Origin of the sequence: Kribbella sp. NBC_01510 (genome assembly GCF_045040325.1) — a bacterium.
GTDB lineage: Bacteria > Actinomycetota > Actinomycetes > Propionibacteriales > Kribbellaceae > Kribbella.
The window spans coordinates 4592307-4616433 of the sequence record NZ_CP109418.1 but is presented as its reverse complement, the minus strand read 5'-3'; the positions used below and the strand labels follow the sequence as shown (position 1 = coordinate 4616433).

Annotated in this window: 23 protein-coding genes and 3 pseudogenes; 14 read left to right on the top strand and 12 right to left on the bottom strand. The window is 67.4% G+C overall.

All coding sequences use genetic code 11. From position 1 onward, the window contains the following. The first annotated feature begins 47 nt into the window (after positions 1 to 47). Both OG558_RS23170 and OG558_RS23165 read left to right on the top strand, forming a co-directional pair. Positions 48 to 266: a hypothetical protein gene (locus OG558_RS23170; RefSeq protein ID WP_405064834.1), complete on the top strand. Its 219-nt coding sequence runs from the start codon at positions 48 to 50 to the stop codon at positions 264 to 266. Positions 267 to 322: 56 nt separating this feature from the next. Then, on the top strand, positions 323 to 478 hold the full coding sequence (locus OG558_RS23165) for a hypothetical protein (protein ID WP_405072298.1): 156 nt from the start codon (positions 323 to 325) through the stop codon (positions 476 to 478). A 196-nt stretch (positions 479 to 674) separates the two neighbouring features. On the opposite strand, the pseudogene OG558_RS23160 reads toward OG558_RS23165, so the two are convergent. Beyond that, positions 675 to 782: pseudogene (locus OG558_RS23160) on the bottom strand (DUF2505 domain-containing protein); the annotation flags it as partial. 389 nt (positions 783 to 1171) lie between these two features. Here OG558_RS23160 and OG558_RS23155 point away from each other — a divergent pair. After that, positions 1172 to 1522, top strand: a complete 351-nt coding sequence (locus tag OG558_RS23155) for an ArsR/SmtB family transcription factor (protein ID WP_405064833.1) — start codon at positions 1172 to 1174, stop codon at positions 1520 to 1522. Positions 1523 to 1923: 401 nt separating this feature from the next. Here OG558_RS23155 and OG558_RS23150 read toward each other — a convergent pair whose 3' ends face one another. Next, on the bottom strand, positions 1924 to 2181 hold the full coding sequence (locus OG558_RS23150; protein ID WP_405064832.1) for a metal-sensitive transcriptional regulator: 258 nt from the start codon (positions 2179 to 2181) through the stop codon (positions 1924 to 1926). 198 nt (positions 2182 to 2379) lie between these two features. Here OG558_RS23150 and OG558_RS23145 point away from each other — a divergent pair, with 198 nt between their 5' ends. Further along, on the top strand, positions 2380 to 3783 hold the full coding sequence (locus tag OG558_RS23145) for a rhodanese-like domain-containing protein (RefSeq protein ID WP_405064831.1): 1404 nt from the start codon (positions 2380 to 2382) through the stop codon (positions 3781 to 3783). 7 nt (positions 3784 to 3790) lie between these two features. Next, positions 3791 to 4471: pseudogene (locus OG558_RS23140) on the top strand (TSUP family transporter); the annotation flags it as partial. 472 nt (positions 4472 to 4943) lie between these two features. Here the strand turns inward: OG558_RS23140 and OG558_RS23135 are convergent. From OG558_RS23135 to OG558_RS23115, 5 genes are all read right to left on the bottom strand, one after another. After that, on the bottom strand, positions 4944 to 5702 hold the full coding sequence (locus tag OG558_RS23135; RefSeq protein ID WP_405064830.1) for a hypothetical protein: 759 nt from the start codon (positions 5700 to 5702) through the stop codon (positions 4944 to 4946). A 125-nt stretch (positions 5703 to 5827) separates the two neighbouring features. Next, a complete protein-coding gene (locus OG558_RS23130) occupies positions 5828 to 6088 on the bottom strand; it encodes an SHOCT domain-containing protein (RefSeq protein ID WP_405064829.1) in 261 nt (86 codons plus the stop codon). A 657-nt stretch (positions 6089 to 6745) separates the two neighbouring features. After that, the gene (locus OG558_RS23125; protein ID WP_405064828.1) at positions 6746 to 9169 is read right to left on the bottom strand and encodes an ABC transporter permease; all 2424 of its coding nucleotides are present in this window, start codon (positions 9167 to 9169) and stop codon (positions 6746 to 6748) included. A gap of 5 nt (positions 9170 to 9174) precedes the next feature. After that, on the bottom strand, positions 9175 to 9939 hold the full coding sequence (locus OG558_RS23120; protein WP_405064827.1) for an ABC transporter ATP-binding protein: 765 nt from the start codon (positions 9937 to 9939) through the stop codon (positions 9175 to 9177). Between the two features lie 91 nt (positions 9940 to 10030). Further along, positions 10031 to 10399 carry a hypothetical protein gene (locus OG558_RS23115; RefSeq protein ID WP_405064826.1) on the bottom strand — a complete coding sequence of 123 codons (369 nt, stop codon included), beginning with the start codon at positions 10397 to 10399 and terminating at the stop codon, positions 10031 to 10033. A gap of 228 nt (positions 10400 to 10627) precedes the next feature. Between OG558_RS23115 and OG558_RS23110 the strand changes: the two genes are divergently transcribed. The 5 genes from OG558_RS23110 to OG558_RS23090 all read left to right on the top strand — a co-directional run bounded on the left by OG558_RS23110 (position 10628) and on the right by OG558_RS23090 (position 13991). Beyond that, entirely contained in the window at positions 10628 to 10966 is a 339-nt protein-coding gene (locus OG558_RS23110; protein WP_405064825.1) for a hypothetical protein, read from the top strand. Positions 10967 to 11365: 399 nt separating this feature from the next. Further along, on the top strand, positions 11366 to 11803 hold the full coding sequence (locus OG558_RS23105; RefSeq protein WP_405064824.1) for a hypothetical protein: 438 nt from the start codon (positions 11366 to 11368) through the stop codon (positions 11801 to 11803). 187 nt (positions 11804 to 11990) lie between these two features. Further along, the gene (locus OG558_RS23100) at positions 11991 to 12566 is read left to right on the top strand and encodes a hypothetical protein (protein WP_405064823.1); all 576 of its coding nucleotides are present in this window, start codon (positions 11991 to 11993) and stop codon (positions 12564 to 12566) included. Positions 12567 to 12773: 207 nt separating this feature from the next. Then, positions 12774 to 13379 carry a hypothetical protein gene (locus tag OG558_RS23095; RefSeq protein ID WP_405064822.1) on the top strand — a complete coding sequence of 202 codons (606 nt, stop codon included), beginning with the start codon at positions 12774 to 12776 and terminating at the stop codon, positions 13377 to 13379. Between the two features lie 150 nt (positions 13380 to 13529). Next, on the top strand, positions 13530 to 13991 hold the full coding sequence (locus tag OG558_RS23090; protein ID WP_405064821.1) for a DUF4287 domain-containing protein: 462 nt from the start codon (positions 13530 to 13532) through the stop codon (positions 13989 to 13991). Here the strand turns inward: OG558_RS23090 and OG558_RS23085 are convergent. After that, complete coding sequence (locus OG558_RS23085) at positions 13972 to 14268, bottom strand: hypothetical protein (RefSeq protein ID WP_405064820.1); 297 nt, start codon at positions 14266 to 14268, stop codon at positions 13972 to 13974. The two genes, OG558_RS23090 and OG558_RS23085, sit on opposite strands and share 20 nt — an antisense overlap. Positions 14269 to 14334: 66 nt before the next feature. Next, a complete protein-coding gene (locus OG558_RS23080; RefSeq protein WP_405064819.1) occupies positions 14335 to 17049 on the bottom strand; it encodes an AAA family ATPase in 2715 nt (904 codons plus the stop codon). A gap of 90 nt (positions 17050 to 17139) precedes the next feature. Between OG558_RS23080 and OG558_RS23075 the strand changes: the two genes are divergently transcribed. Together OG558_RS23075 and OG558_RS23070 are read left to right on the top strand one after the other, a co-directional pair. Beyond that, positions 17140 to 18204: a class I SAM-dependent methyltransferase gene (locus OG558_RS23075; RefSeq protein ID WP_405064818.1), complete on the top strand. Its 1065-nt coding sequence runs from the start codon at positions 17140 to 17142 to the stop codon at positions 18202 to 18204. Positions 18205 to 18231: 27 nt separating this feature from the next. Next, positions 18232 to 18438: a hypothetical protein gene (locus OG558_RS23070; protein ID WP_405064817.1), complete on the top strand. Its 207-nt coding sequence runs from the start codon at positions 18232 to 18234 to the stop codon at positions 18436 to 18438. A gap of 292 nt (positions 18439 to 18730) precedes the next feature. Here OG558_RS23070 and OG558_RS23065 read toward each other — a convergent pair. Next, positions 18731 to 20294, bottom strand: a pseudogene (locus OG558_RS23065) (IS1182 family transposase). 52 nt (positions 20295 to 20346) lie between these two features. Then, a complete protein-coding gene (locus tag OG558_RS23060) occupies positions 20347 to 20805 on the bottom strand; it encodes a hypothetical protein (RefSeq protein WP_405064816.1) in 459 nt (152 codons plus the stop codon). Between the two features lie 112 nt (positions 20806 to 20917). Here OG558_RS23060 and OG558_RS23055 point away from each other — a divergent pair, with 112 nt between their 5' ends. Then, positions 20918 to 21334: a DUF302 domain-containing protein gene (locus tag OG558_RS23055; RefSeq protein WP_405064815.1), complete on the top strand. Its 417-nt coding sequence runs from the start codon at positions 20918 to 20920 to the stop codon at positions 21332 to 21334. A gap of 51 nt (positions 21335 to 21385) precedes the next feature. Here the strand turns inward: OG558_RS23055 and OG558_RS23050 are convergent, their stop codons facing one another. After that, a complete protein-coding gene (locus OG558_RS23050) occupies positions 21386 to 21751 on the bottom strand; it encodes a hypothetical protein (protein WP_405064814.1) in 366 nt (121 codons plus the stop codon). A gap of 963 nt (positions 21752 to 22714) precedes the next feature. Between OG558_RS23050 and OG558_RS23045 the strand changes: the two genes are divergently transcribed. Then, on the top strand, positions 22715 to 23068 hold the full coding sequence (locus OG558_RS23045) for an STAS domain-containing protein (protein WP_405064813.1): 354 nt from the start codon (positions 22715 to 22717) through the stop codon (positions 23066 to 23068). Positions 23069 to 24127 lie beyond the last annotated feature (1059 nt).

Sequence of the window (24127 nt, the reverse complement as noted above, 5' to 3'; positions counted from 1 at the left end):
CAATGCATGCGATCATGAATTGAAGAATTCTGCAACTCTTGTGTACGGTGAGGACACTGCTGACGGCCGGACGGGAGACCATGGACGCGTTCACCGAGGAACTGCGACAGCGGATCGTCGCCGCCCGGAAACAGCTCCGGACCGGCCAGGACACCGGGGACCTCGACGCCGAGCGCGTCTACGCCGGCGAACTCGACAGCCTCCTTCGGCTCGCTCTGGAGAACGGCGTGACCGTCCCGGCAGACCTGTCCGGAGAAGAAGTCTGACCACTCGAGTCCGGCCCAGCGGACGATGGAGAGAGCGACCGCCTTTGCTCTACGAAGTGACCTACACGTCCGGCGAGCCCGACGCGTCCACCCGCACCGTGACGGACGCCGCCGGAGTCACCGAACTCGTCCGCCAAGCCGCGGCCACCGGCACCCGGGTCCACGTCCGCCCGTTGTCCGACGAAGACCCGTACCGAGCGACCTCAGAGTGAGCCGGCCAGCCAGGACCACGCGACCTCGACCTTCTTCTCCAGCCTGACCCGGACCGCCTCCGCCACTACCTGCTCGAGCCCCTTTCCCACACCGGAAGCGACCCGGTGACGTGCAGCTCGAAGGCCTGGGTCGTCCCCGTCCTTCGGGAGCGATCCGTGTTCTACCGGTAAGCCTCACCGGCGCACCCGCCACCTCGCCGTCGACCTCTGCCTCGCGCGCCCCGTCGACGTCCGGCCGGTGCCAGATCTTGTTCTGCGCCAAGACCAACGACTGACCGACGAGCCTTCGTGCGACGACCGGCACATCGACGGGCTGCGTTCTGCCAATGGACCCGAACAGCACGGTCGTCACCGGAGTCCCCCACGACGACGTCGTACGACCGCGCCCGCAGCCGCTCGAACACCTGCTCCTGGAAGGTGACGTCGGTGATCATCGCGAACACCTCTTCCGGAGAGGCGTCGTACGACGTGACGAGAGTCAGATCCATGATTCATCCTTATACCGACCGTGACCACTGGGCACGAATCCGCATCACTTGCTCGTCAGATCCGACGTCAACGGATCCGTAGCGGCCCGTCAGGTGATCCACAGCTTCTGCAACTGTTCAACTGTGCAGTCAATGATAGGTTTTCAGCTGTGGAACGTCGGCGTCCGCGAGTTGACGTCCTGTGGTCGAGTCGGAGGTGCATTGGGTGAGCAGGCCTCTGTATCAAGTGAAGGCCGAGTTCTTCAAGACGCTCGGACACCCCGCGCGCATCCGGGTGCTCGAATTACTGAGCGAGCGGGATCACTCGGTTGCAGAGATGCTGTCCGACGTCGGCATCGAGGCGACCAGCCTGTCCCAGCAGTTGGCCGTGCTGCGCCGATCCGGATTGGTCGCGACCCGCAAGCAGGGCTCGACAGTGATCTACTCACTGACGAGCCCCGAAGTCACCGAGCTGCTCAGAGTCGCCCGCACGATCCTCACCGGAATGCTGTCGGGCCAGGTCGAGCTGCTGGAGGATCTCCAGGAGCCACTGGCCGCACCGCAGCCAGATCGTTGATCTGTGCAACAATTCGCCTAACCGGATGCCGGTGCGACCTCGGCGCCCTGAGCGAAGCCTGAGCGCCCACGGGCAGGAAGTCCTTACGCCGAATACCACCTGCCAGTTGGAAAGGTCGGATGCCATCCGGGGCTACCGTTCCGGCGACTTCACCGGCAAGCGAACGCCCTCGAACCCGGGAGGAAGGCCGACATAGTGCTCGTCGACGGCGCCATCCATGCCGGCACCCGGGCATGCAGTATGCGCCAGCCTTGACCCCGCCAACAACGCCGGGCCAACAGAGCAACTGGCGTCCCTGCTCGGACGCAATCGATCACCTCTTCGCGGATCCGCATGACCTCGTGTCCGTCATGCGCCGGACCTCGGGACCGCCGCGATCCCGACTTGCTGCACTGCGTGAGTCAGGCTAGGGCGAGGAAGAGCTTCTCCATCTTGGTCACGTCGACATCACTGTCCTCATCGGTTAGGCAGTGCTGCAGGCCGGTGGCGACGATGGCGTAGCCGGCGCGTGACAGCGCCTTGTTCACGGCGGCGAGCTGGGTGAGGACGGCCTCGCAGTCCGACCCTTCCTCCATCATCCGGATCACGCTGCCGAGATGCCCGTGGGCCCGTTTCATCCGCGTGACGATCGGCTTGATCTCAGTCGGTTCGAGGTCCATCAGAGCCCTTCTTCCAGGTCCGTCGCCGCCAGAGGCCGCGGTCAGGCGTTCGCGCATCCCAGCGCGTACGCGACATCGGTCTCCCGTGGTCGCACCGTCAGCTTACATCCCCCCGGGGGGATGTGCTAACGTCGAGGAGCATCCCCCCGGGGGGATCCTGATCCGAATCCGGGTAGCCCCGGGCAGGAAGGATTCCTGATGCGAGAGATCGACACGCCACACCGGCACCTGCCCGGCGCCGGCCTGGCCGTCCGGACTATCGACACCCCGTCCCTCGGTGACCGCAGCTATCTCGTGCACGACGGCGAGGTGGCGTTCGTCGTCGACCCGCAGCGCGATATCGACCGCATCCTGGAGATGATCCGGGACGACGGTGTTCGGCTGACGCACGTCTTCGAGACCCACATCCACAACGACTACGTCACCGGTGGCCGCGCGCTGGCCCGGGCCACCGGAGCGACGTACCTGATCAACGCCGACGACAACGTCTCCTTCGACCGCACCCCGATCCACGACGGCGAGATGGTCGAGATCGGCGATCGGATGCGGGTGCGCGCGATCCACACGCCGGGGCACACCTTCACCCACCTGTCGTATGCAGTGACCGACGTCGACGAGCCGATCGCGGTCTTCACCGGCGGATCACTCCTGTACGGCGCGACCGGGCGGCCCGACCTGCTGGGTCCGGACCACACCGATGTTCTGGTACGCCACCAGCACGCCTCGGCGCACAAGCTCGCCGGCACACTGCCCGACGAAACAGAGGTCTACCCCACTCACGGGTTCGGCTCCTTCTGCTCCGCCACCCAGTCGGAGGCGACCGCATCCACAATCGGGCAGGAGAAGCGTGCGAATCCGGTGCTGACCCAGGACGAGGAGCACTACGTTCGCGAGTTGCTCGACGGACTGGGCGCCTGGCCGGCGTACTACGTGCACATGGCCCCCGCCAACGCAGCGGGGCCAAGCGCGCCCGATCTGTCCCTGCCTGAGAAGGCGGACGCGGCGGAACTGCGTCGGCGCATCGAGGCCGGCGAATGGGTGGTCGATCTGCGCACCCGAACGGCCTTCGCGGCCGGCCACGCGCGCGGCACGCTGAACTTCGGTCTGGACGGCGCGTTCTCGACCTACCTCGGCTGGCTGATCGCGTGGGGAACGCCCCTGACGTTGCTCGGAGAGACCGTGGCGCAGGTCGCCGAGGCGCAGCGTGAGCTCGTGCGCATCGGAATCGACCGGCCGGCGGCCCACGCGATCGGTGGACCGGAGCAGTGGAGCACCGATGCGCCCGTGTCGTTCCCGACCGCCACCTTCGCCGACCTCGAGCAGGTCCGTCACCATCGTGAGGTCGTGATTCTGGACGTCCGCCGCGCAGAAGAGTACGACTCCGCATGGATCCGGGACGCGATCAACATCCCGATCCACGAGCTACCGCAGCGGATCGCAGAGGTTCCGCCCGGCGAGGTGTGGGTGCACTGCGCCGCCGGCTACCGGGCCTCGACCGCCGCGTCGTTCCTGGATGCCTCCGGACGTTCGCTCGTCGCGGTCGACGACCAGTTCGAGAACGCGGTGAAGGTCGGGCTCGACGTGGTCGGACCGGAGGCGTAACCGACCAGTGACGATCGTCCTCGCTGTCGTCGCAGGGGCGCTCATTGGCCTCAGCCTGGGCGCGCTCGGTGGCGGCGGCTCGATCCTCGCGGTGCCGGTGCTGGTCTACCTGCTCGACCAGTCCGCAGTGCAGGCGACTACCGGTTCGCTGGTCGTAGTCGGCGTGACGTCGATCCTCGGTGCCGTGACCGCCTGCCGAGCGGGCAACGTCCTGGTCGGTCGTGGCATCGCCTTCGGTGCCGTGGCGATCGGCGGCGCCGTACTCGGCAGCAAGGCCTCCACACAGGTCCCACCAGGGGTGCTGATGGCCTCCTTCGCGCTACTCATGCTCGTCGTCGGCGGCATCATGACCTGGCGTCAGCTGCGCCATTCCCGCCGTACCGCGCACCGGATCGCCAACCGACCGACGCTCGACGACCCGATCGTCACCTTCACCCCCACTTTCGCCTGTGCCTGTCCGCGCGCGCTGAAAATGCTCATCACCGCCACGGTGGTCGGTCTGCTGACGGGCTTCCTGGGCGTCGGCGGAGGTTTCCTCGTCGTACCGGCCCTGCTGCTCGCCCTCGGCCTCCCGATCCAGTACGCGGCCGGGACCTCCCTGGTCGTCATCACCATCACCAGTGCCGCAGCCCTGGCCGTCCGTGCCGGGTCCGGCGCTGGTCCCGATTGGGGCGTCGTACTGATGCTCACCGCGGTCTCGGCCGGGGCGGCAGTCGTCGGCGCTCGCTTTGCCAACTGGGTCGACGGCGTTCGCCGTCGGCAGCCTTCACCGTGCTCGTACTCGGCGTCGCGGTCTACACCGCGACCCGGGTACTCCCCGCCCTACTCTGACACCCTCGTCGACCCCAAGGCCCCGTACCTACCGACCCCTCTACGAAGGAGAACAACCATGTGCCGACCCGCTACCTGCAAGACGTGCGCGAAGACCACCTGGGCAGGATGCGGCCAACACATCGCCCAGGTCAAAGCGATGGTCCCCGACGGCCAGTGGTGCCCCGGCCACCCCAAGGCGGAGCGCCAAGGCGGCAGCTGGCTCGACAAACTGCTCGGACGCTAATGAACGTCGGGCAACCTGACGCGCGCCGTACCCGACAGCCTGACCCGCGCGCAGCCGTCCGGCGGATGGGACCCGCTCTCATGTCGTTGGTCTGTGCCGGGCCTCAGTGACATCTGGCGCCCAGATCAGGCCACTCGATTCTCCTGACGCGCGCACCTCGACCGGTAGACCAGAGCACGAGATCCCGGCGCCGACCCTGGAATCGCACGGCTTCGAATTCATGCACGCGGCAGCGACCAAGGTCGACCCGGTGGCGAAGAAGGTCGCCATCGACGACGCCCGGGAACTCGGCTACGACTGCCTGTTCATCGCCACCGGATTGGCCGCCGCAATCGATGCTCCTGGCAGACATCGACCCCGTAGGAATCCCCAAGACCGAGGCGTCCTCGTCGCCCGGGCCGCGGATCGCCGGCTCGGGCTGGCCGGGTTCCGCACCGGGGGCGCCGCTCGGCGCCCGGCTCGCCGTGATCGGGGTCGCGGTGCTGCTGGTCACCGCGGCATCCCTTGCCGTGACCGCGATGGTGTTCGGCGCCAAGCAATGGCCCATCTCCGCCGCAGGAAATCTGCTTCTTGCCGCCACGTACGCGCTGATCGGCGTCTGCCTGGGCCCGATCTTCGGACGAGTCAGCGGGTCTTCATCGCGTTCCTGCTGCCGTTCCTGGACATCGGCATCGCCCAGAGTCCGATGCTCCGCGCCGCACCACCAAGCTGGGCCCTCGCCCTGCCCGGCTACGGCGCCGACCGGGTATTGCTCGACGGCGGGCTCACCACCACCTTCGACCAAACCGGCCCACTCATGCTCGCACTCGCCTGGCTGGCAGCACTCGTAGCGGTCACCGCGCTGGTCTTCCGGCCCGTACATGGCATCACGGGCGTGAGGCCGCGGGGTCAAGACCCAGCAGTGCCCGTGGACCGGTGATCAGCCATCCTGCGACAGGGCTCCACGTCGGGCGGTGCGGTCCACTGGCGCAGAGCACCGCGGCTGGGTCACTGCGAATGCACGTCCTGGCCGGCTAGGTGGGCTTTCGCCTGGGTATAGGCGTCGGCGTCGATCTCGCCGGCCGCGAATCGCCGGTCCAGGATCTCCTGCGGCGTCTCCCGCCGTGGTTGATCGGATCCCGGATTGGCAGGCCGCTGAATGACCTTGAATACGGCCCACACGATCACTGCGGTGACCGCGATCCACACCAGCGGCATCACAATCATCATCCAGCCCCAGCCCCAGCCCGAGCCCCAGTCGCCGTACATCCTGATCGTCTCCCAACAGTTGGCATCTCTGTCTTTACCGTCTGCCGTGCTGCCGGGGGCAGCCAGAGGCTTAGGTCTCGCGCTGGACGGGACCTGCGGCAGTCCGCGGCGCCCGGTCGGCCAGCGCGGAGAGTGTTCGATATCGCCGAACAAGCCCAGCCATTGAAGCCAGGTCACGGTCGGGATATCGGCGCCATATCTGCCCCGCCGACTCTGCGGCCACGATCCGGGGAATCGGGGACGTTGGGCTCCCGCGGATCGGGACCATCGGCAAGACCAACAGACGCGAACTGGCCATAGCGTCTAGGTGATGGTTGCCCGACGCCGGAGCCTGCAGGTAGGTCATTCGGCGTATGGCGGTTGGCGATGACGGGCGGTGTCACGATGGGCTGGATGTGGGTGTGGCCCCTGCTCACCGTGGCGGGTCTGCTGATTCTGGGCTATGTCGCGGTTCGGCTGGTCCAGAGGGCCTGGTCTTGGCTGCGTTGGCGAGGCGGACACGTGACAGGTGATTGAGCCGACGTCCACATCTGCCTCGTCCTCCTGAATAGCGCTCTCGGCGGAGGTCCCGTGAGCGAGTCGAATCGGAACGCTCGGTGCGCTTGTACTGCTGCGACACGAGCCGTGGGCCTGACTGGGAGGCATACCCACCTCGGCTCACTCGACCACGCGCAGTGCCGCGGGAATGTCCATCCGGCGCTCGCGTCGGACGGACAGCATGGGCGCGAGTGCTACCACCGAGATGCCTACTGCGAGCGTCACCAGGACAGTTCTGGCGGACAGGGTGGGTTCGACGAGCAACTCGGGTGTCACCTGATCAAATCCGGAGACGATGTAGCGCAACCCGGCGTACCCGCCGGCCAAACCGACCAACGTACCGAGCAGTCCGATCACGGCGTTCTCGGCGACCGCCATGCCCATCACGACTCGTGGTGGGAGGCCGAACGCGAACATCGTGGCGTGTTCGCGGGTTCGTTCGTCGGCACTGATACCGGCTGTATTGAACGCGATCAGCAACGCCAGCAGCACGGTGGCAACCTCGATGACACGGAGGATGCCGGTGAACTGTGCAAGCGCGTTGTCGAGGACTTCGGCGAAGCCACCTGCTGCTTCGATCGCTGCGACGCCCTGAAGCCGGAACAGGCTGCTTCTGAGACGATCGGTGTCCCCGGACGGAACGACGACGACCTGGTTGGCAGTGCCGGCCAGCCCGAACAGTTCGGCTCCACCGACGTCGAGATAGGCGAAGGTTCGCCAGGGGTCCGGGTGGTTTGCACGAACCGGAACCCGACTGGTGATCAGGCGGAAGCCGTCCGCCGATCTCACGGGGTGCCGTAGACCGATTGTGTCACCCGGCGCCACGCCTAGGTCGTCCGCTGCCTTCTTCGACAGCACGACGCCGTTCTTGGGGCCGTTGTCGTGGAGCAGCGTCGGAGCCCAGATCTTGTTGCCGAGGTCGGCCACTCGGACCACGATGTCGATCGCGGTCCCGTTGCCGGTCAGCGTTGCCGGGACAGCCAACTGCCGATCCGACGCCGCCACTCCGGGTGCGTCGCTGACTGCGCGGATCGTTTCGGAGTCCAGTGGATAGTACGTGTCAAGGGTGACCACAAGCCGTCCGGGACTGCTGTGTCCGACCTCTGCCTTGTTCGCGTCTCCGGCGGCGGAGAAGGTGTCCAGGAGCCCGAGCACCGCGACGAGCGAAGTCATCGCGGCCGCGATGCCGAGCACCGTGAACGCAGTCCGCCGTGGCGCGCGCAGAATGTTGCGCAGCGACATCGACAGGTAAGCGTGTCCGGGCAGGCGTGCCCGCGAAAGCAGCGACAACAGGCGGCCTCCTGGCCGCGCAGCCCCGTAGGCGCCGGTCCGGATGGCATCGACCGGATCCATCCGGACCGCCCGGATGATCGGGAGGACAGTGGCCAGGACCGGGATGAGCAGCCCGAGTACGGCGGCCTGCAGGAATCGACCGGCCTGGAACGGTGTGACCCAGATCGGCAGGGGCAGCAGATCAGCCATGACGTCGCCCATCGCCATACCCACCAGCCAGCCGACGCCGATCCCCGCCACCACACCAACCACGGCGATCTGTACACCGACCAGCATCGGCCGGACAGCGAGCCTGCGCGCCGGTACGCCCAGCGCCATTCCGATGCCGATCTCCCGGCGCTGCGCCTCGATCATCCGGTTGACCAGGTTGAAGGTCGCGAACGCCGCACCGAACAGGATCAGGAAGGCGAAGACGTTCCAGGTGGTCTGGTCGTTGCGAGCGTCCTCGTACAGCGCTCGGTGGACCGGGTCCTCGGCCTGGGTGGTGACGGTTCCGCCGAAGGGCGTGACCGACGCGGCGAGTTCCCGTCGTACTGCATCCTCGTCCGACCCCGGTCGCAGGCGCACAACCAGATCGTTCACCTGGCCCACATGTCCCGTCGCCTGCTGTGCCGCGGTCCGCGGCATGAACACGACGGCGTACCCCGTCTCGCCGAGCACCATTCCGCTGCGCCCGATCACCTGGAAGTACTCCGGCGTGTAGCCGGTCCCGACGTACTCCACCGGCATCCCCGCGCTGAGCAGCAGACGACCTTGCGCGGGAAGATGATGCGCCGCTGCGAATTTGGCCTCCAGTACGGCGACCGCCGCATGGTCATCGCTCTGGCGGAGGCTGCGACCAGTGTCGACGTACAAGGCATTGACCTGCGCTTGGCCGGTCGGCATGCCCACGACCTCGCCGGGCACGAGCAGGTGGGCGGCACCGGCCGGGACGTCGACGAGGGTGGGCGCGACAAGTCGTTCGACCGCCGCGGCAACCGCCGGGGCATCCCGGAGACCGGACACCGCCCGCAACAGTGAGCCCTCAGCGGTGAACCCTCCTTCCGGCAGCTGCACGCGCAGGTCGTGCATCCGCAGACTGGCGTAGCTGCGATCGTTGGATTGGATCCGCCAGGCACTCGTCCCACCGAGGCCGGCGTACACACCGGTCCCCACGGCGATCACCAGGGCCAGCGCGGTCACCAGGAGCCAGCGCCGCCGCAGGTCGCGCCATGACCAGGTGATCCAGAGCCGAAGGGAGCCCGCGCGCATGATCGTCACCAGTGCAGGTCGTCTGTGCGGCTCTTCCCGCCGCTCGGTAGGCCGTCGCTGACGATGCGGCCGCTGGACAGTTCGATGACCCGGTCCGCCACCCGTGACAACTCGCGGTTGTGGGTGACGACGAGAACAGTCTTGCCTGCTTCGGCCTGCTGTTGCAGCAGTTCCAGAATCTGTACGCCGGTGCGGAAGTCGAGCTCCCCGGTCGGTTCATCGGCCAGGAGGATCGGGTTGTCGGTGGCCAGTGCCCGGGCGATCGCGACGCGCTGCTGTTCTCCGCCGGACAGTTGATGCGGGAAGTGACGCATTCGATCAGCGAGGCCGACGCGGGCGAGCCCGGCCCGGGCGACCTCAGCGGCTGACGGTCGTCCGGCGACGTCGGCCCCGAACTGGACGTTCTCCAAGGCGGTCAGTCCGGGGAACAAGTTGAAGGTCTGGAAGATGAAACTCACGGTGTGACGCCGGACAGCGAACTGCTCACCTCGCGACGACCTGGTCACGTCCCGGCCATTGAGCGCGACTCTGCCCTCGGTCGGCGTGTCGAGCAATCCGATCATGTTGAGCAGCGTCGTCTTGCCACTCCCCGATGGGCCGAGGACGACGACGAACGCCGTCTCGTCGACATGAAGGTTCACGCCGGTCAGCGCGGTCACGGTCGTGTCCCCGACGGTGTACCGCTTGACCACATCGTCCAGGTCGATCCGTGTCCCCACCGAGAGATCCGGCGACGACTGCCGCAAATGCAAGCTGATGCCCTGGTCCACTCCGTCAGCATCGCAACCCGGCCTCGCGACGATCAGGGCCGAAAGTCCTCCAGCCCGGGGCCCAACCGGCACAGACGTCGGATGCGTCGCGCTACCCGCGCCGTACAGGCCTGCCGCCACGCCGGTCGTCGGCGGCGATGCCGGACGTCTCGTGCCGACGGGCTCGCCGCGAGACCCACCGCATCACCACCACGACTATGACCGTGGTCAGCACGCTCGACAGGAGTACCTCGTCACGCGACAGCCCGCCGATGTTCGGCTGAAGATCCTCCTCGGTCGCCCAACCGAACCACACCTCACTCGCGAGCAGTCCGGCACCGAAGCACGCCACAGCCGTGATCGCGGTCGCCCACCCACGATGTGAAAACCCTCCGCCCACGAGCAATCCGGCGACGATACCGAAGCCGAGCGACATGGCGGCGAGCACGGCCAACCCCTGAATTCCCAGATCCCACTGCATGACAGAGCCTCCTTCCGTGCACACCCCGTCTCATTTCGATGCTCGCCAGGCGGTGCGCGGTGCAACAGGGCCTGAATACCCGACGCGGCGGACCACCGATCCCGTCGAGGACCTTGGGTTCCGGCCCAGAGCGGCGCTCTTCGCACGAGTGCATCGCGTGACGCTGCGTCCGCTGCCGACGTGCCATGTCCGAAACCGCACCGGTCGCGTCACGTTACGGCGAAGCAGATGACCAAGAACGATTCACGCGGAATGCCTCATCGGCCCCGCGACGCCAGAACTGCCGATGGCCTCCACACGCACTGGCTGCTGCGGAGGTGGGAGCACATCGTCAAGCGGGCCGAAGCCGGCTTCGACGAAACCGCGACCGGCCGTCCCCAATGTGACGGCACCGAGGGTCTCGACGCACGTGACGAGCTTGAATCACTGATGCGCCGAGGCGGCAGACGAGCCGAGCGCATCTCGGCCCAGGTGAAGGCGCTGGATGAGCGCTTCCTACGAGCAACTTCTCCGCAGCCGTTCCCGCCCGTCGACGGCAACTGGTGGCGCTATCGCAATCTGGATTGACTAAGTCGGGTACCCGGCAGATGACCTTGCTCCTGAACATCCGATCATCGACATCATATCGATTCGCTATCTGCGGCAATTGCGGTCACTTGAGGCACATGGCGGCCAGAGATTTGGTGTTCGAGGCAGGGGATCGACTGCGCACCTGGGGTCGGTTCGTGGCCGGTCCGGACGGTGATTGGCTGGACCTGGCCCGCACCCATGCTCTCATCTCCAAACCGCCGGGCTGGAAGTCGGATCGGTCGATCCGGCTGATCGGGGCCGACGCCGAGGCCGTCCCCACCGACTTCGCACCGAACCGAGCCCCCGGCTACGTCTCGCTGGTCGGGACATGGCGCGACGAGAGCATCCAGGTCGAGGCACAGTCGCCGCAGATCCCTCTCGGGAGCCGTTTGCGAATTGGACGGACCACCGTGCCCGCCGCCACCCGGCGGCTGGCGGCACGACGCAGTGGTCTGGGACCTGGATTTCGGCGACCTGGAATCGTCCGGCGCCATCGTCCACCCGGTGATCTTCCATCCCTCCGCAGACCAGGAAGTCCTCGTCGTCGCCACCACCGACGTCGACGCGGTGACCCGGCAGTTGTACCCGCACCTGCCAAATCAGCTCTGCGTCGTGCCCAGCCGCTTCACAAGCGCTCAACTCGACGAGGTCCGCGACGTCCTGCGGGCCTACTGGCGGCAGTGGCGCCTGGAATCCTCCGGCACCAGCGCGGACGCGCAAGCTCAGCCATACATCACGGCCCAACTGTTCCGGGTCACCGCCGAGATGGCCGAATGGGCCGACACGCTGCCTCAGGGACTGCTCCGCCTCCACCCAGCGCTCGCCCCCGCCTGACAACCCGGTCCGGCACCCGGAACGATATGCGCCCTGAGTGCATCGAGCAGCCGCGGACCATCATCGGCATGGCCGTGCTTCACTCTCGGCGGCATGTGAGTGCGCTCCATCCCAGCCGACTGCTGACCTTGGCCCCTACCTCACCCCCCGGTGGTGCGCGACCGTCAGAGTGATGAAGGAGGTCACCATGTTCGCTCGTCTTCTTCGAACCGTCGCGGTCACGTTGGTGGCACTGTTCGGTATCGCCGTCGGGCTGTTCATTGCGGGTGAGACGTTCATCGATCCCGGCGGGTGGGAAGCCGTGGTTCTCACCGCTGCATGGGCCGTGCCCTTGGTCGCTCTCAGCGTCATGGCGCTGGTGTGGCCCCGCCCGAGTTCGACGGTGCTCCCCCTCGTGCTAGCCGTGGTGGCCGGGTGGGTGATGGTGGACAGTCTCGCCCACGTCATTGACCGCAACACCTGGGGCCCGGTCGGTAGCATCTCGATGTTCGCGGTAATGGTCCCTTGCGGACTGCTCGGGGCCCACCGGGCGGCTGAAGCTGGGTGGCTTCTGCTGGCCGGTGCCGCCGCGCAGTTCGTGGCAACCGTGGCGAGCATGGACCGTGCTGGCGGACAGAGTCTGTGGTCTGCCTTCGGCGGTTCGACAGGGGTAATGGTCCTGCCGTTCCTGGTGCTGGCGGCGCTGTTCTTGGCGGTCGCCGCAGCCGAGCGGTGGACCGGCCACGCCCACGGCGGCACGCCGAGTGAATCGGCCCGGGTCTGATGGAGGCGCTCTCATCCATGGAGGACGAGAGTTATGGCGGCACCCAGGAAGTACCCCGACGAGTTGCGTGCGCTGGCAGGCATCCCAGGTGTCGCAGGGGCGAAGCCGTTTGCAGCGGCCCAACGAGCAGGTCCAATGCCTCTGGGGAGCAGATCCAATGCCTTCTGGCCGTTCGCGCGGGCACCGGCCAGCCTTGATTCAGAGGCGATGACGATGAACGAGTTCGGTCAGAGGTTGTTGGCTCGGGTCGAGGGTGTGGATGCCCTCCGGTGGAGCGCCCTAGCGGTCACGCTTGGGTTCGTTGGCCTGGTGACCCTGTTCGTCGGCGGGTCCGCGGTGACCGATCCGGGAGGATGGGCGGGGATCGGGGGCACGGCCGTCTTGGTGCTGGCCATGCTCGGATTGTCCCTGCTGGCCTTGTATCGCCCCGGGGCTGCGTTGGTGGTGCTGGCTGTCGCGGCGTGCGCTCCTTTGGCTTTTGGCGTGTGGTCGCTCGTGGACTACGGCGCGGCTCACGATTGGGAGGACGGTCATGGCCCGCTGTCGCTGGTGCTTGTCGTGGTCATTTGTGCACCGGCTGGCGTGGCGGGTCTGTTCCGTCCGCGTGCGGCCGGTTACTTGATTCTCACGGTGAGTGTGGTGCCCCTTCTGCTGGCGGCGGTGGGCGCTGCCTCCCACTTCTACGAGCCGTTGTTGGTGGGGCTGCTGCTTGCGCCCCTAGTGGCCTCGGGCGTCTTGTTCCTGTTGTCGGATCGGCAGCACGGCCAACCGCATCCTTCGGCTCCCTTGCCCAGGAAGCCTGTGCTGCGCTGACCCTGGTGGGCACCCGCTCATCGGCAGATCCGTGCGTTGGCCGGCGTCCCGCGTGGTCGACGAGCAAGCGCTCCGACTGACCGGCAACACCGCCGAGCGGGTCCTGCTAGAACAACGCCTGGCCTGAGAGCCAGCAGAAAGGTCACACCCATGGCCGACGCTGACGCGGGGATTGCCACCCAGATACGAAACGTCGAGCGTGACTACGGCAAGCCCATGTCCGACTGGGTCGAGATCGTCAACTCCAACGGGCTGACCAAGCACACCGAGATCGTCTCCATGCTCAAGTCCGAGCACGGCATGCGCCACGGGGCAGCGCATCGCACCGCCCTCGTTGCACGCAACGCCCTCCAACCTCCGGCCACCAACGCCACCGAGGCAGTCGATCTTCTCTACTCAGGCAAGCGATCGGCGTTGCGCCCGCTTCACGACCGGTTGGTCGACGAGGTCAACAGGCTCGGTGACGACATCGAGCTGGCCCCCAGAAAGGGCTACATCAGTATCCGCAGCCGCAAGCAGTTCGCGATGATCCAACCGTCGACGACGAACCTCTCAGGGTCGTCGGCGAACTCCGCGATCACCGCCGCCTGCATCACGTCCAGGTCGTACTGATCGACCGCTGCGCTGGGCGTCCCTGCCGGCGGCGGGTGAAGGCGGCCGTGACCAGCTTACGCAGCCGGGTGTGGTCCGGAGGGTTGGCGCCGAGCATGTGCCGCTCGGTGCGGTTCATCAGCTCGTCCTCGACCGTGTCCCGGTGCGGACCGTCCATCGGCGACCGCACCACGTCCGGATGGGCGAGCAGCTCGCGCGTCTCGGCGTACCCGGCGACCAGCCAGACCGGAACCCCGGTGAACAGCATCAGGTGCCGCAACGGCCCGTCGGCCGCCATGTCCGTGAACCCTGATGCCGAGCGATCCCGCTGGTCTCGATGAATGACTGCGTCACGCCGGGCAGCCTACGTTCGGGACGGCCCAACCTTCAGCTGCTCGGCCAGTTCGGACCGGGAGTGGATGCCGAGCTTCGAGTAGACCTTGCGGAGGTGGTACTCGACGGTCTTGGGACTGAGGAACAGCCTGGCGGCGGCCTCCCGGATGCTCTGCCCGTCGGCGAGCAGCACCGCGATCTGCCGCTCCTGTGGGGTCAGTTCGTCCGCAGTGCTCGGCACTCTGCGCCGTGCGGTCTCCCCCGTCGCTTTCAGCTCCGCCGCGGCCTGGTCGGCCCAGCCGGCCGCGCCCAACGCATCAAAGGCTTCCACCGCCTGCCGTAAGTGCGTGCGCGCATCGACTCGCTGCCGTGCGCGCCGCAACCACGCGCCGTACGCGAGCCGGGTCCGAGCCAGTTCGAAAACATCGAGCGTCTGGGCATGCCAACCTAGTGCCCGCTCGAAATGCTCCGCGCTGTCCCCGACCACACCGAGTGCCCTGGCCGACCGTGCAAGCGACCACGGCTGTCCCTTCGCCTCCGCCAGTACGACGTACTCCCGCGCAACCCGCTCCGCGTCCTCGGGCCGACCGAAACGCAAATACACCTCGGCCAGCTCCGGCGCCGGCGAGAGATCCGGGTCCTTGATGCCATACGCGGCCAGTACGTCGACCAGCCGCTCGTACTGCGGTAGCGCCCGCGCCGGATCACCGCGGCCCAACTCCAGGTCGCCGAGCGCGAACAACGACCACACCGTACCCAGATGGATCTCCCGATCGGCGCAGATCCGCAGACACTCGGCAGCGAGGGTCCGGCACTCGACGCGCCCTTGATGCGACGACACCCAGGCAAGCCCGGCCAGGTTCATCGCCAGCTCCGTCGTCTGGCCGGTCTCGCGCGACAGCCGGATCCCCTCGTCGTACGACGCCGCCGCGTCGGCCCACCGGTCGGTCGTCGCATCGTCGCGCGCCAGCACGAACAGCAGCCCGGGCAGCGTGCCGAGGGCGACCTGCTCGCGGCGTTCCAGCATCACCTGCTGCAGCAGCGCACGGCCAGCACCGCTCTCCCGGAGGAACAGCGCGGCGAGCACCATCCAGACTTGCCGGCGCCGATCCCGGTCCAGTTCGTCCGACGGCGCCAAGGCGACGGCCGCGCGGATCTGACTCGTCCCGCCGTCGCCGGCGAGGATCTTGGCGACACCACTGGCCAGCATGCCGATGATGCGCGGTCCGGGCCGAACGACGGCGGGGAGCAGGCCGTCGATGTCGTGGGCCAGGGCCAGTCCGGGCGCCGTGTCGCACAGCCGGTAGCAGGCTCCGACCGCGTCCGCGAGCAGCCCGGTGGCCACCGCCGGGTCCGCGCAGTCCGCCGCGGCCGCGACCAGGAGGTCGCGAGCCCGGCGCGGCGATCCACACTTGACCTCGATGTCGCCGCGGATCTCCAGCGCACCGATCCGGACCGCCAAAGGCGGCTGCAGCGCCAGTGCATCGTCGAGCAGGGCGCCTGCTCGCTCTGCCAGTCCGGCGGACCAGGCCGCGTCGCCTGCCGCGACCAGTCTGAGTGCGCGATCTTGCGGTCCTTGGGTCAGGCGCGCCGCACGCTCGTAGCCGGTCGCTGCGACCGCGTGCGCGCCACGATCAGCCGCATGCTCAGCCGCGACCACCAGTCCGGCCGCCACCTCGTCGTCCGCACCCAGCGCGGCTTCGGCCAGATGCCAGGCGCGTCTGTCCTTGTCCTGCGCAGCTCCAGCCAAGGCCCGGTGCACAGCACGACGCTCTGCCGGATCGGCACTCGTGTAGATCGCGGACCGGACCAGGGGATGCCGGAACTGGACCTCTCCATCGCGGATGGCCACCAGCCCTGCCGCTTCGGCCTCCTCCAGCGCGACGACCTCAGCACCGAGCTCTTCGCACGCTCTGGCCACCGCTCCGAGCCCACAGTCATCGAGTGCTGCAACCAACACCGCGGTACGCGCGTCCGGACTCAGCCTGTTCACCCTTGCGGTAAAGGCTTCTGCGAGCAACGCGGAGACGGGAAGCGGCACACCCGGCGCCAGGCGGTGCAACCGGTCCGGATCGTCCGCGAGCTCCAGCAGCGCCAGCGGGTTGCCCGCGACCGCGTGGTGCAGCTGTTCGACCAGGTCACTCGGCAACTTCCTGACGATCTGCCGCGCGGCCTCCAACGGAATCCCATCGAGCTGCAGCACCGGGAGGTCCGCCTCGGCGAGCGGATGCGATTCGTCCGCCCGCGCGGCGATCAGCAGCACGATCGGGTCCGCCACCAAGCGCCTGGCCGCGAACAGCAAGGCCTCCGCGGACGGACGATCCAGGAGGTGTGCGTCGTCGACGATCATTGCGAGCGGCGCCTCCTCGGCGTATCGGCAGATCAGGCTGAGGGTCGCCGCGCCGACGGCGAACCGATCCGCCGGAGACCTGAGGGCGCCGACGTCCGGCACCAGCGCCAGCGCGGCGGCCAGCGCCGCCTGTTGCGGGCCAGGGATGCTGTCGAGACTGGACAGTGCGGGGCGCAAGAGCTGGAGGAGGGCTCCGAAGGGCAGTTCGCGTTCGGCCTCAGTGCCGCGGGCTCGCAGGACACGCAGTCCACCGGACATGACGACGGCTTCGTCCAGGAGCGCGGTTTTGCCGATACCTGCTTCGCCGGTGACGAGCAGTACCCCGGCGGCCCCGACCCGCGCCCCCGCGACCAACTGCTCGATCACCCGGCGCTCGGCCTCACGCCCGATGAGCATGTCTCGCAGTCTGCACCAGGTGCCCCACCTGATGCGATGGCCGCGCAGCCCCACCTACGTTCGCCGTACAACCCAAGGAGGAGTAAGCAAATGACTGTTGCAATCGACGGCGACAAACTGATGGGTTTCGTCTTCAAGGCAGTGGACGAGGTGGGGGCCACACTGAACGCGGCCCTGGTCGTGATGGGCGACCGGCTCGGCTACTACCAGGCCCTCGCCGACCTGGGCCCGCTCACACCGGGCGAACTGGCCGAAAGTACCAGCACGGATGAGCACTACACCCGCGAATGGCTGAAGGCTCAGGCCGCCGGCGGCTTCGTCGAGTACGACGCGGGCACCGGCCGCTTCACGCTGCCGCCGGAACAGACCGTGGCAATGACCGATCCGAACAGTCCCGCGTACCTGCCGGGCTTCTTCCAGATCGCACTGGGCACGGTGCAACACACCACGCAGACGATCGAGGCCGCCCGCAGCGGCGCCGGGATCGGCTGGCACGAACACACCTCCGACGTCCATGTCGGCTGCGAGCGGTTCTTCCGGCCGTCGTACAACGCGAACCTGCTGACCAGTTGGCTGCCCGCACTCGACGGGGTGGTGGCGAAACTGGAGCGCGGTACGACGGTGGCCGACATCGGCTGTGGGCACGGCGCGTCCACGATCCTGATGGCCGAGGCGTTCCCCCGGTCCAGCTTTGCCGGCTCGGACTATCACCAGGAATCGATCGAGACGGCTCGGCTGCGGGCTGCGGAGGCAGGCCTTGGCGAGCGGGTGACCTTCGAGATCGCGCCGGCCAACGATTTCAGCGGGTCCGGCTACGACCTGGTGACGACCTTCGACGCCCTGCACGACATGGGCGATCCGGTCGGCGCGGCCCGGCATGTGCGGGAGTCGCTGGCATCCGACGGCACCTGGATGCTGGTCGAGCCGATGGCCGGCGACCGCGTCGAGGACAACCTCAATCCGGTCGGCCGCGCGTACTACGGCTTCTCCACGCTGCTCTGTACACCGGCATCCCTGTCGCAACCGGTCGGCCTGGCACTGGGTACGCAAGCTGGTCCGGCCCGCATCCAGGACGTCACTACGGCCGCGGGGTTCACCAGGTTCCGTACGGTCGCGCAGACGCCGTTCAACCTGGTGTTCGAAGTCCGCCCTTGACAGAACAGTTCACCATTTGGTGACGTATTGCGGGTACTGACGACGACGTTCGGTGCGCTCGCGGACCCGACCCGGCTGGCGATCGTGAGCCGACTGAGCCGGGGCGACGCGACCATGGGCGAGCTCGCCGAGCCGCACCGGATCACCCTGCCGGCGATGACCGGCTCCACTCCCGCGGCGCCGGCCGCGGCATCGCTCAGCCGGCCCCCGCAGCTGGCTGACGTCACTCCCTGATCGGAAGCCCCTCCACGAAACTTGTCGACGCGCGAGCGCCCGGGCAACCCGCCCGGGCGCTCGCTTATTTCGCCGACAACTTTCCCTCCGGAGCTTGCGCGGAGCCTCTAGGAGCCTGCTGAACAAGACTTGATGGCGGGGGGCTTCAGAGGTGCTTGTGGTGTCGTCGCGGATCGGGGTGGTGTTGGTGTCGGCCTCGGCTGCGGGTTTGTGGGTTGTTTCGGTGGTCGGTCGGGGCGGCGACGGGGTGCTGTGAGGGTTGTGCCCGGGTCGTTGCGGTGCCGGTTGGGGTTCATGCCACGGCCCAGGTCCGTTCGGTTCTGGTGAGGCCGAGGTTGAGCAGGCGGCGTAGGTTCAGGGCAGCGGTGCGGATCTGCAGCCAGGCGTGGTTCTTGTCGACGCCGCGGTAGCGGACCTTGCGGTTCCCGCCGGCGACCAGCCACGCGATGGACCGTTCGACCATGGGCCGGTGTTGTCGGTAGTCGGCTTGCCAGGCTGGGTCTTTCGCGCGTTGCCGGTGCTCGCGCTGCAGCGCGTCGTGCTCATGCAGGGTCAGGTGTCGGCCGGACTTCGCGGTCGTGCACTGCGCGCAGCGGGCAGCCGCGGCAGGCCACCCCGAAGGTGACACCCCGGGAGCGGTTGATCTTGCGAGTGACACCTGCCGGGCAGGTCGCCGTCCCGGCGCTCTCGTCGACGTTGAAGTCGTCGATGTCGAACCCGCCCGGGACGGCCGGCTTGGTCGGCCAGGGCTTCACCAGCGGGGTGTGGTTGGCATCGGTGATCGCTTTCAGCGCCTCGCCGGTGCCGTAGGCACTGTCACCCAAGACATCGATCGGGGTGTCGTGGGTGAGGGACGGGTCGGCGTCCAGAAGCCGGATCCCCGCCGCGCCATCGGCCGCGTTCGGTCCTGCGGCCTTGGTGAGCTCACTGGCGGTGACGATCCCGGTTGCGGGCTCAATGGCAAGGTGCGCTTTGAAGCCGTCCTGGCGGCGGTGCACGGTCTTGTGGGAATGCCGGGCGTCGGGGTCGACGACGCTGATCACTCGGTCCTTGGCAACCTTGCGGGCGATCTGCCAGCGCCCGTCGGTGCCGTCGCTGCCCTGAGCCGGTTCGACATCCTGACCCGCGATCAGCGCCAGCAGCGCAACCGTCTCGTTCTGCTCCGCGGTCAACTCGAATGTCGTGACCCGCTCCAGCAGCGCCAGCGCGTCCCGGACGAGCGCGTCGACCAGCACCGCGCGGGCTTCGCCGTCGTCCCAGGCGATCTGAGGCTTCCCTGGGTCGTCGTAGTCATGCGCGGTGCACCGCTCGGCGACGACCTTTGCGGCGCCGGGGACCTCGCGGCGGACCTTGCGGATGATCGCGACCAGTTGCGTCACGGTGTCCTGCGTCGCGACCGCATCATCCAAGATCGTGGAGTCCAACGCCCGCCGGTTCTTTCCCTTCAACACCCCGGTCTCGGTGACAACCTGCAAGACCGCATCGGCGATACGGTGCGGGCTGTCCGAGGCCGCGAGGCGCTTGCGCCAGTACGTCAACGTCGACGGGTCGAACCCGGCATGCCCGATCGGCAACCCCGTCGCGACCTTCCACCGCAGATCCGTCCGCAACGCCGCCAACGCCTCCCGGTCACTCAGACCATGCAAGGCCTGCAACACCAGCACCGAGGCGACGATGTCGACCGGGATCGACGGCCGGCCACGACCAGACGGAAACAGATCCTCAAACAACCCCGTTGGGAACAGCACCCGGCGCTGATCGGCCAACAGGCGAAACACCGACCCCGCCTCGACCAAATGCCCCGCAACCAACTCGGCGTCAAGAAGTTCACGCTCATCCAACCGACGACCCTGCATACCCACATCGTTTCGGACCCAGCACAACAGACCCAGATCGACACACCTTTATTCAGCAGGTTCCTAGGCGGTCCGGCTTAACGGCAGCTGCCGGCAGGCACACAACGCCTGCCGTCACCCAATCGGTCACCACGCTCGTGAGCCGCAGATGCCCACACGAACCGAACTCACCCAGCTCGCGCTCGACGCAAAGCACGACGGCGCGACACACGTCTTCGTAGCCCGCAGCCGACGCAACCACGCCCACCACTACGCCGTACCGGTGTACCCCGGCCAGGACCCGCGCGACGTCATCCGCACCAGCCGCGACCCGCTCACGTACTGCCTCGCGCTGCAGCACCAGAACCTGCCGCTGCGCGACCAGCTCACCGAGCACCGGCCTTGGCATCCCGAACCCGAACCAGGGGTCTCGGTTGAGGATCTGGCCCGCCTCGCGCCGCCGGACCCGGCCGATCGCCGCAACGGCGTACCCGCCGCTATCGTCCCAACCATGCTCGCCCGACTTCGTCACGGCGGCCCCCTGCCCCCGGCGCGACCCGCTTCGCGCCATTCTTCACACGGTACAGAACAACGCCGGAAGTGCGAGAAGATGCGAAGGATGACGTCAAGGAGGGAGCGCAATCATGCCCGATTCCGCCAGCTCTGGACGGGGACCGTTACCGGACGGAGTGGTCACCAAGGTGGCCGCCGGAACTGTGGCGGAGGTGACCACGAGATTCCGCCAGATCCTCGACGCCAAGGGGGTAACGGTGTTCGCTGTCATCGACCAGGCGGCCGCGGCTCGCGCGGCCGGTCTCAACCTGCGTGACACGGTCCTGGTGATCTTCGGCAACCCAGCCGCCGGAACGCCGGTGATGGCAGCCGCTCCGCTGGCCGCACTGGACCTGCCCCTGAAGCTGCTCATCTGGGACGACACGGCGACGACACGGATCGCCTACTACTCCCCCGAGAGCATCACCGAACGACACCGACTCCACCCCGAAACCGCCGCAGCCCTAAGTGTGATCCACCCACTCACCGACACCCTCACCGCACCGTGACAGACACGCTCGCCACTCCAGCCCGGCAGGCACCTCCCGACCTCCACGGACTTAGTTCATCCCGGACCGTGGTGGGCCGACCAGGGCGAGGTCCGCTGCATATGCGGCCTCGAGGAACTGGAAGTACACCGACAGCGCGGCCGCTCGCCCGGACCTCGTCGACGGTCGGGCGTCGCGCAGCACCTTGCCGAAGTATGCGTCGGCATCGGCAGGCTGCATCTCCCACAACGGACGACCGAACCAGTCGCGGATCAGCTCCAGGTGGTTGGAGTCGTTTCGGATCGTGCTGTCCACCAGCCCAGCCGATGCCCGCGCCAACACGAACCCGGCCAGCACGTCGGCCTCGAAATCGGCCAGGTCCTCATCGGTCACCGGCACCCGGTGCTCGCGCAGATCCCGCACCGCAACCAGAGCCAACCCACGCCTCCTCGACTTCACCCGGAATGAAGAATCATCAGCAGATCAGACATCTGCTCGGCAGGAATGATGGCAGTTCGTACATGGGCTCCGGCGCTGGACACGCCGAGAACAGCCAGGTCCAAGCAGGAAAAGAGGCCGACAGCCAGCTCCAGCGACTCAGGAACTCGTCGACTGTTGGTTTACCCGGGTTTGTCAGGGCTTTGTCAGGGCAGCAGACGCGATCAGTGGCACCTGTGGCGGCGCTGATCAGCCAGTGGCCGGGGTGATGTCCGCGAAAGGAGGCCGATGGCTGGCAGGGGTGAGATGTACGGATGCGGTTCCTGACTGTTGATCTCCGCTGGACCGATCGGTGGATCTGGCGGGCGTCGGTCGGGTGGCCGAGCCGTTCACGTGACCGGCAACGTCGAAGCCGGTCACGGTCGGCGTGGCTGTTGAGACGTCGCCGCGGGGTCGGGCAGTGCGCGGAGTGAGGGATGACTCGCCGGACTCCTGCTGGTGCGGGGATGGCGCCCGGGGAAGCAGGGTCGATCCGCATCGCCGCATCACACGATTGGTTCTGCATCGTGGTCGCGGGGAGTGTTAGCGGGAAGGCCGCGGGCGGGCCGGTCGGCGATGCCCCTCAACCCCGCGAACAGCCCGCCCTTCGTGCCGGAGGGAGCGCGGGCGCTGAGGCTGCACCCTGGCCGCCGCCCCTCACGGTGACCGTTCCCTCACTGTGGTTAACCGTGCCCGACGCGGAACAATCCCAACCCTGGTCGTTCGATAATCGGCCTCCGCGGCGTTCAAGGAACAGGCCTGCGGGTACGGGTGAGGGTGGCGGCAGACTTGTAAGGCTGCCACCGGCAGCGATTCCCGGCCCCGACCCCTCCCCAACACGGGGCTAGGAACCGCACGTGCGGTTCTTCAGTTCGCCTCGGGGCCGGTCACGCCCCGAGCGTAGTGATGAGGGAGGTGGCAGGCGTGAGTCTGACGATCAGCAGTGTGGCGCGCGCCGGCCGAGTGGTGTTCACGTTGGCCGGGACGGCCACCGAGGCAACCCTGGAAGAATTGCGGGACCTGGCGGACGAGTTCCAGAGCGCCGGCCACCGAGACCTTGTGGTTGATCTGAACCAGGTCGACTTCATCGACTGCGGCGCGATCGGCGTACTGGTCCGCTCCCAGACCCGTGCCCGCCGGGCGGGCGGGTCCCTGGTGGTGGTCTGTGCCCTGCTCAACATGCTGAGGCTGTTCGACCTGACCGGCCTGACACGCGCCTTCGAGATCCACCCCGACCTCGAGGATGCTTTCCGCGGCGTCAAACCAACCGCCGAGTGACACCAGCCACGGCCCTGAACAAAAGTGAAGCCTCGCCGATCGGGGGGAATCGACGAGGCATCCGGGACTGCTGCTGCCTGCTACATCGTCCCCACACCATCCTTCCTCACTACAGACTGCCGCACGAACACCTGCGACGAACCTTGACCAGCCTCGATCCGATCCCCGGCCGCCGCTTGGCGACCTACCCGCGCACGACCCGATAGGAGTTCGGTGCGCGACCAAAGGCCCGTCATGGCGGTACTCAGGGAACGATGTGCAGACGAGTTCGGACATCTGTGCAGTCGACTTCGAACATCGACAGCTGATGCGGTTGTCGGCGACGCTCGAAAATGAGGCCATAGCGACGGATCGGCCTCAAATTCGAGCGTTGCCGACGGCGGTGGTGGTTGCGCGTCCAGAGGCGTGCCCCCGGCCGCTGCGAACGATGGCGACACGGTCAGTTAACTGCACTAACGGCCCTACCGAGTTGGTTGCGCGGGAGGGCCTTCGTGATGATCTGCGACGTGGTTACTGGGGAGCTTCGTTCGTACGGTGAGGTGATGGAGGGCCGTGTCGCCCTTCCTCGGGTGGTGCTGTTGTAGTTGACGGGCTGGAGTCGTTGCCGTGGCTGCTGGTCGATGCGGCCGGCCGCGAGGTCGAGGCGGTGAGCCGGTATCTGCGGGATCTCGCGCTGGGTGATGCCAGCCCGGCGACGGGGGCAGCTACGCGCATGATCTGCCGCGATGGTTCCAGCTGTTGTGGTTGGCCGATGTCGGGCGGGAGCAGGCGACGGAGGCTGAGGCGGACGCGATGGTGGGCTACCCGATGCCCACCCCAACCCGAAGATGCTGCGACGCCTCGACGAGCTCGAGACTGATCTACTCCAGCGCCGGCATCACGCGAGAACCCAAGGCTGGAAGGGCCAAGTCGAGGGTATCGACCTCACCCTCACCTTCTTCCGCGGTAAACGGACCCAATCCCGCCGCGCAGTCAACCTCGGCATGCTCACCATCCCGACCCCATGACCTCACGCACAACAGGCACGCCACCTGGCTCCTAGCAGCAGCTCGAACCTCT

What these genes read in the sequence shown, in the direction of transcription:
- OG558_RS23110 (WP_405064825.1), top strand. Translation starts at nt 10,628, where the DNA reads ATGACCAAGAACGATTCACGCGGAATGCCTCATCGGCCCCGCGACGCC.
- OG558_RS23080 (WP_405064819.1), bottom strand. Translation starts at nt 17,049, where the DNA reads ATGCTCATCGGGCGTGAGGCCGAGCGCCGGGTGATCGAGCAGTTGGTC.
- OG558_RS23090 (WP_405064821.1), top strand. Translation starts at nt 13,530, where the DNA reads ATGGCCGACGCTGACGCGGGGATTGCCACCCAGATACGAAACGTCGAG.
- OG558_RS23095 (WP_405064822.1), top strand. Translation starts at nt 12,774, where the DNA reads ATGACGATGAACGAGTTCGGTCAGAGGTTGTTGGCTCGGGTCGAGGGT.
- OG558_RS23125 (WP_405064828.1), bottom strand. Translation starts at nt 9,169, where the DNA reads ATGCGCGCGGGCTCCCTTCGGCTCTGGATCACCTGGTCATGGCGCGAC.
- OG558_RS23085 (WP_405064820.1), bottom strand. Translation starts at nt 14,268, where the DNA reads ATGGCGGCCGACGGGCCGTTGCGGCACCTGATGCTGTTCACCGGGGTT.
- OG558_RS23100 (WP_405064823.1), top strand. Translation starts at nt 11,991, where the DNA reads ATGTTCGCTCGTCTTCTTCGAACCGTCGCGGTCACGTTGGTGGCACTG.
- OG558_RS23130 (WP_405064829.1), bottom strand. Translation starts at nt 6,088, where the DNA reads ATGTACGGCGACTGGGGCTCGGGCTGGGGCTGGGGCTGGATGATGATT.
- OG558_RS23135 (WP_405064830.1), bottom strand. Translation starts at nt 5,702, where the DNA reads ATGTACGGGCCGGAAGACCAGCGCGGTGACCGCTACGAGTGCTGCCAG.
- OG558_RS23055 (WP_405064815.1), top strand. Translation starts at nt 20,918, where the DNA reads ATGCCCGATTCCGCCAGCTCTGGACGGGGACCGTTACCGGACGGAGTG.
- OG558_RS23145 (WP_405064831.1), top strand. Translation starts at nt 2,380, where the DNA reads ATGCGAGAGATCGACACGCCACACCGGCACCTGCCCGGCGCCGGCCTG.
- OG558_RS23075 (WP_405064818.1), top strand. Translation starts at nt 17,140, where the DNA reads ATGACTGTTGCAATCGACGGCGACAAACTGATGGGTTTCGTCTTCAAG.
- OG558_RS23150 (WP_405064832.1), bottom strand. Translation starts at nt 2,181, where the DNA reads ATGGACCTCGAACCGACTGAGATCAAGCCGATCGTCACGCGGATGAAA.
- OG558_RS23115 (WP_405064826.1), bottom strand. Translation starts at nt 10,399, where the DNA reads ATGCAGTGGGATCTGGGAATTCAGGGGTTGGCCGTGCTCGCCGCCATG.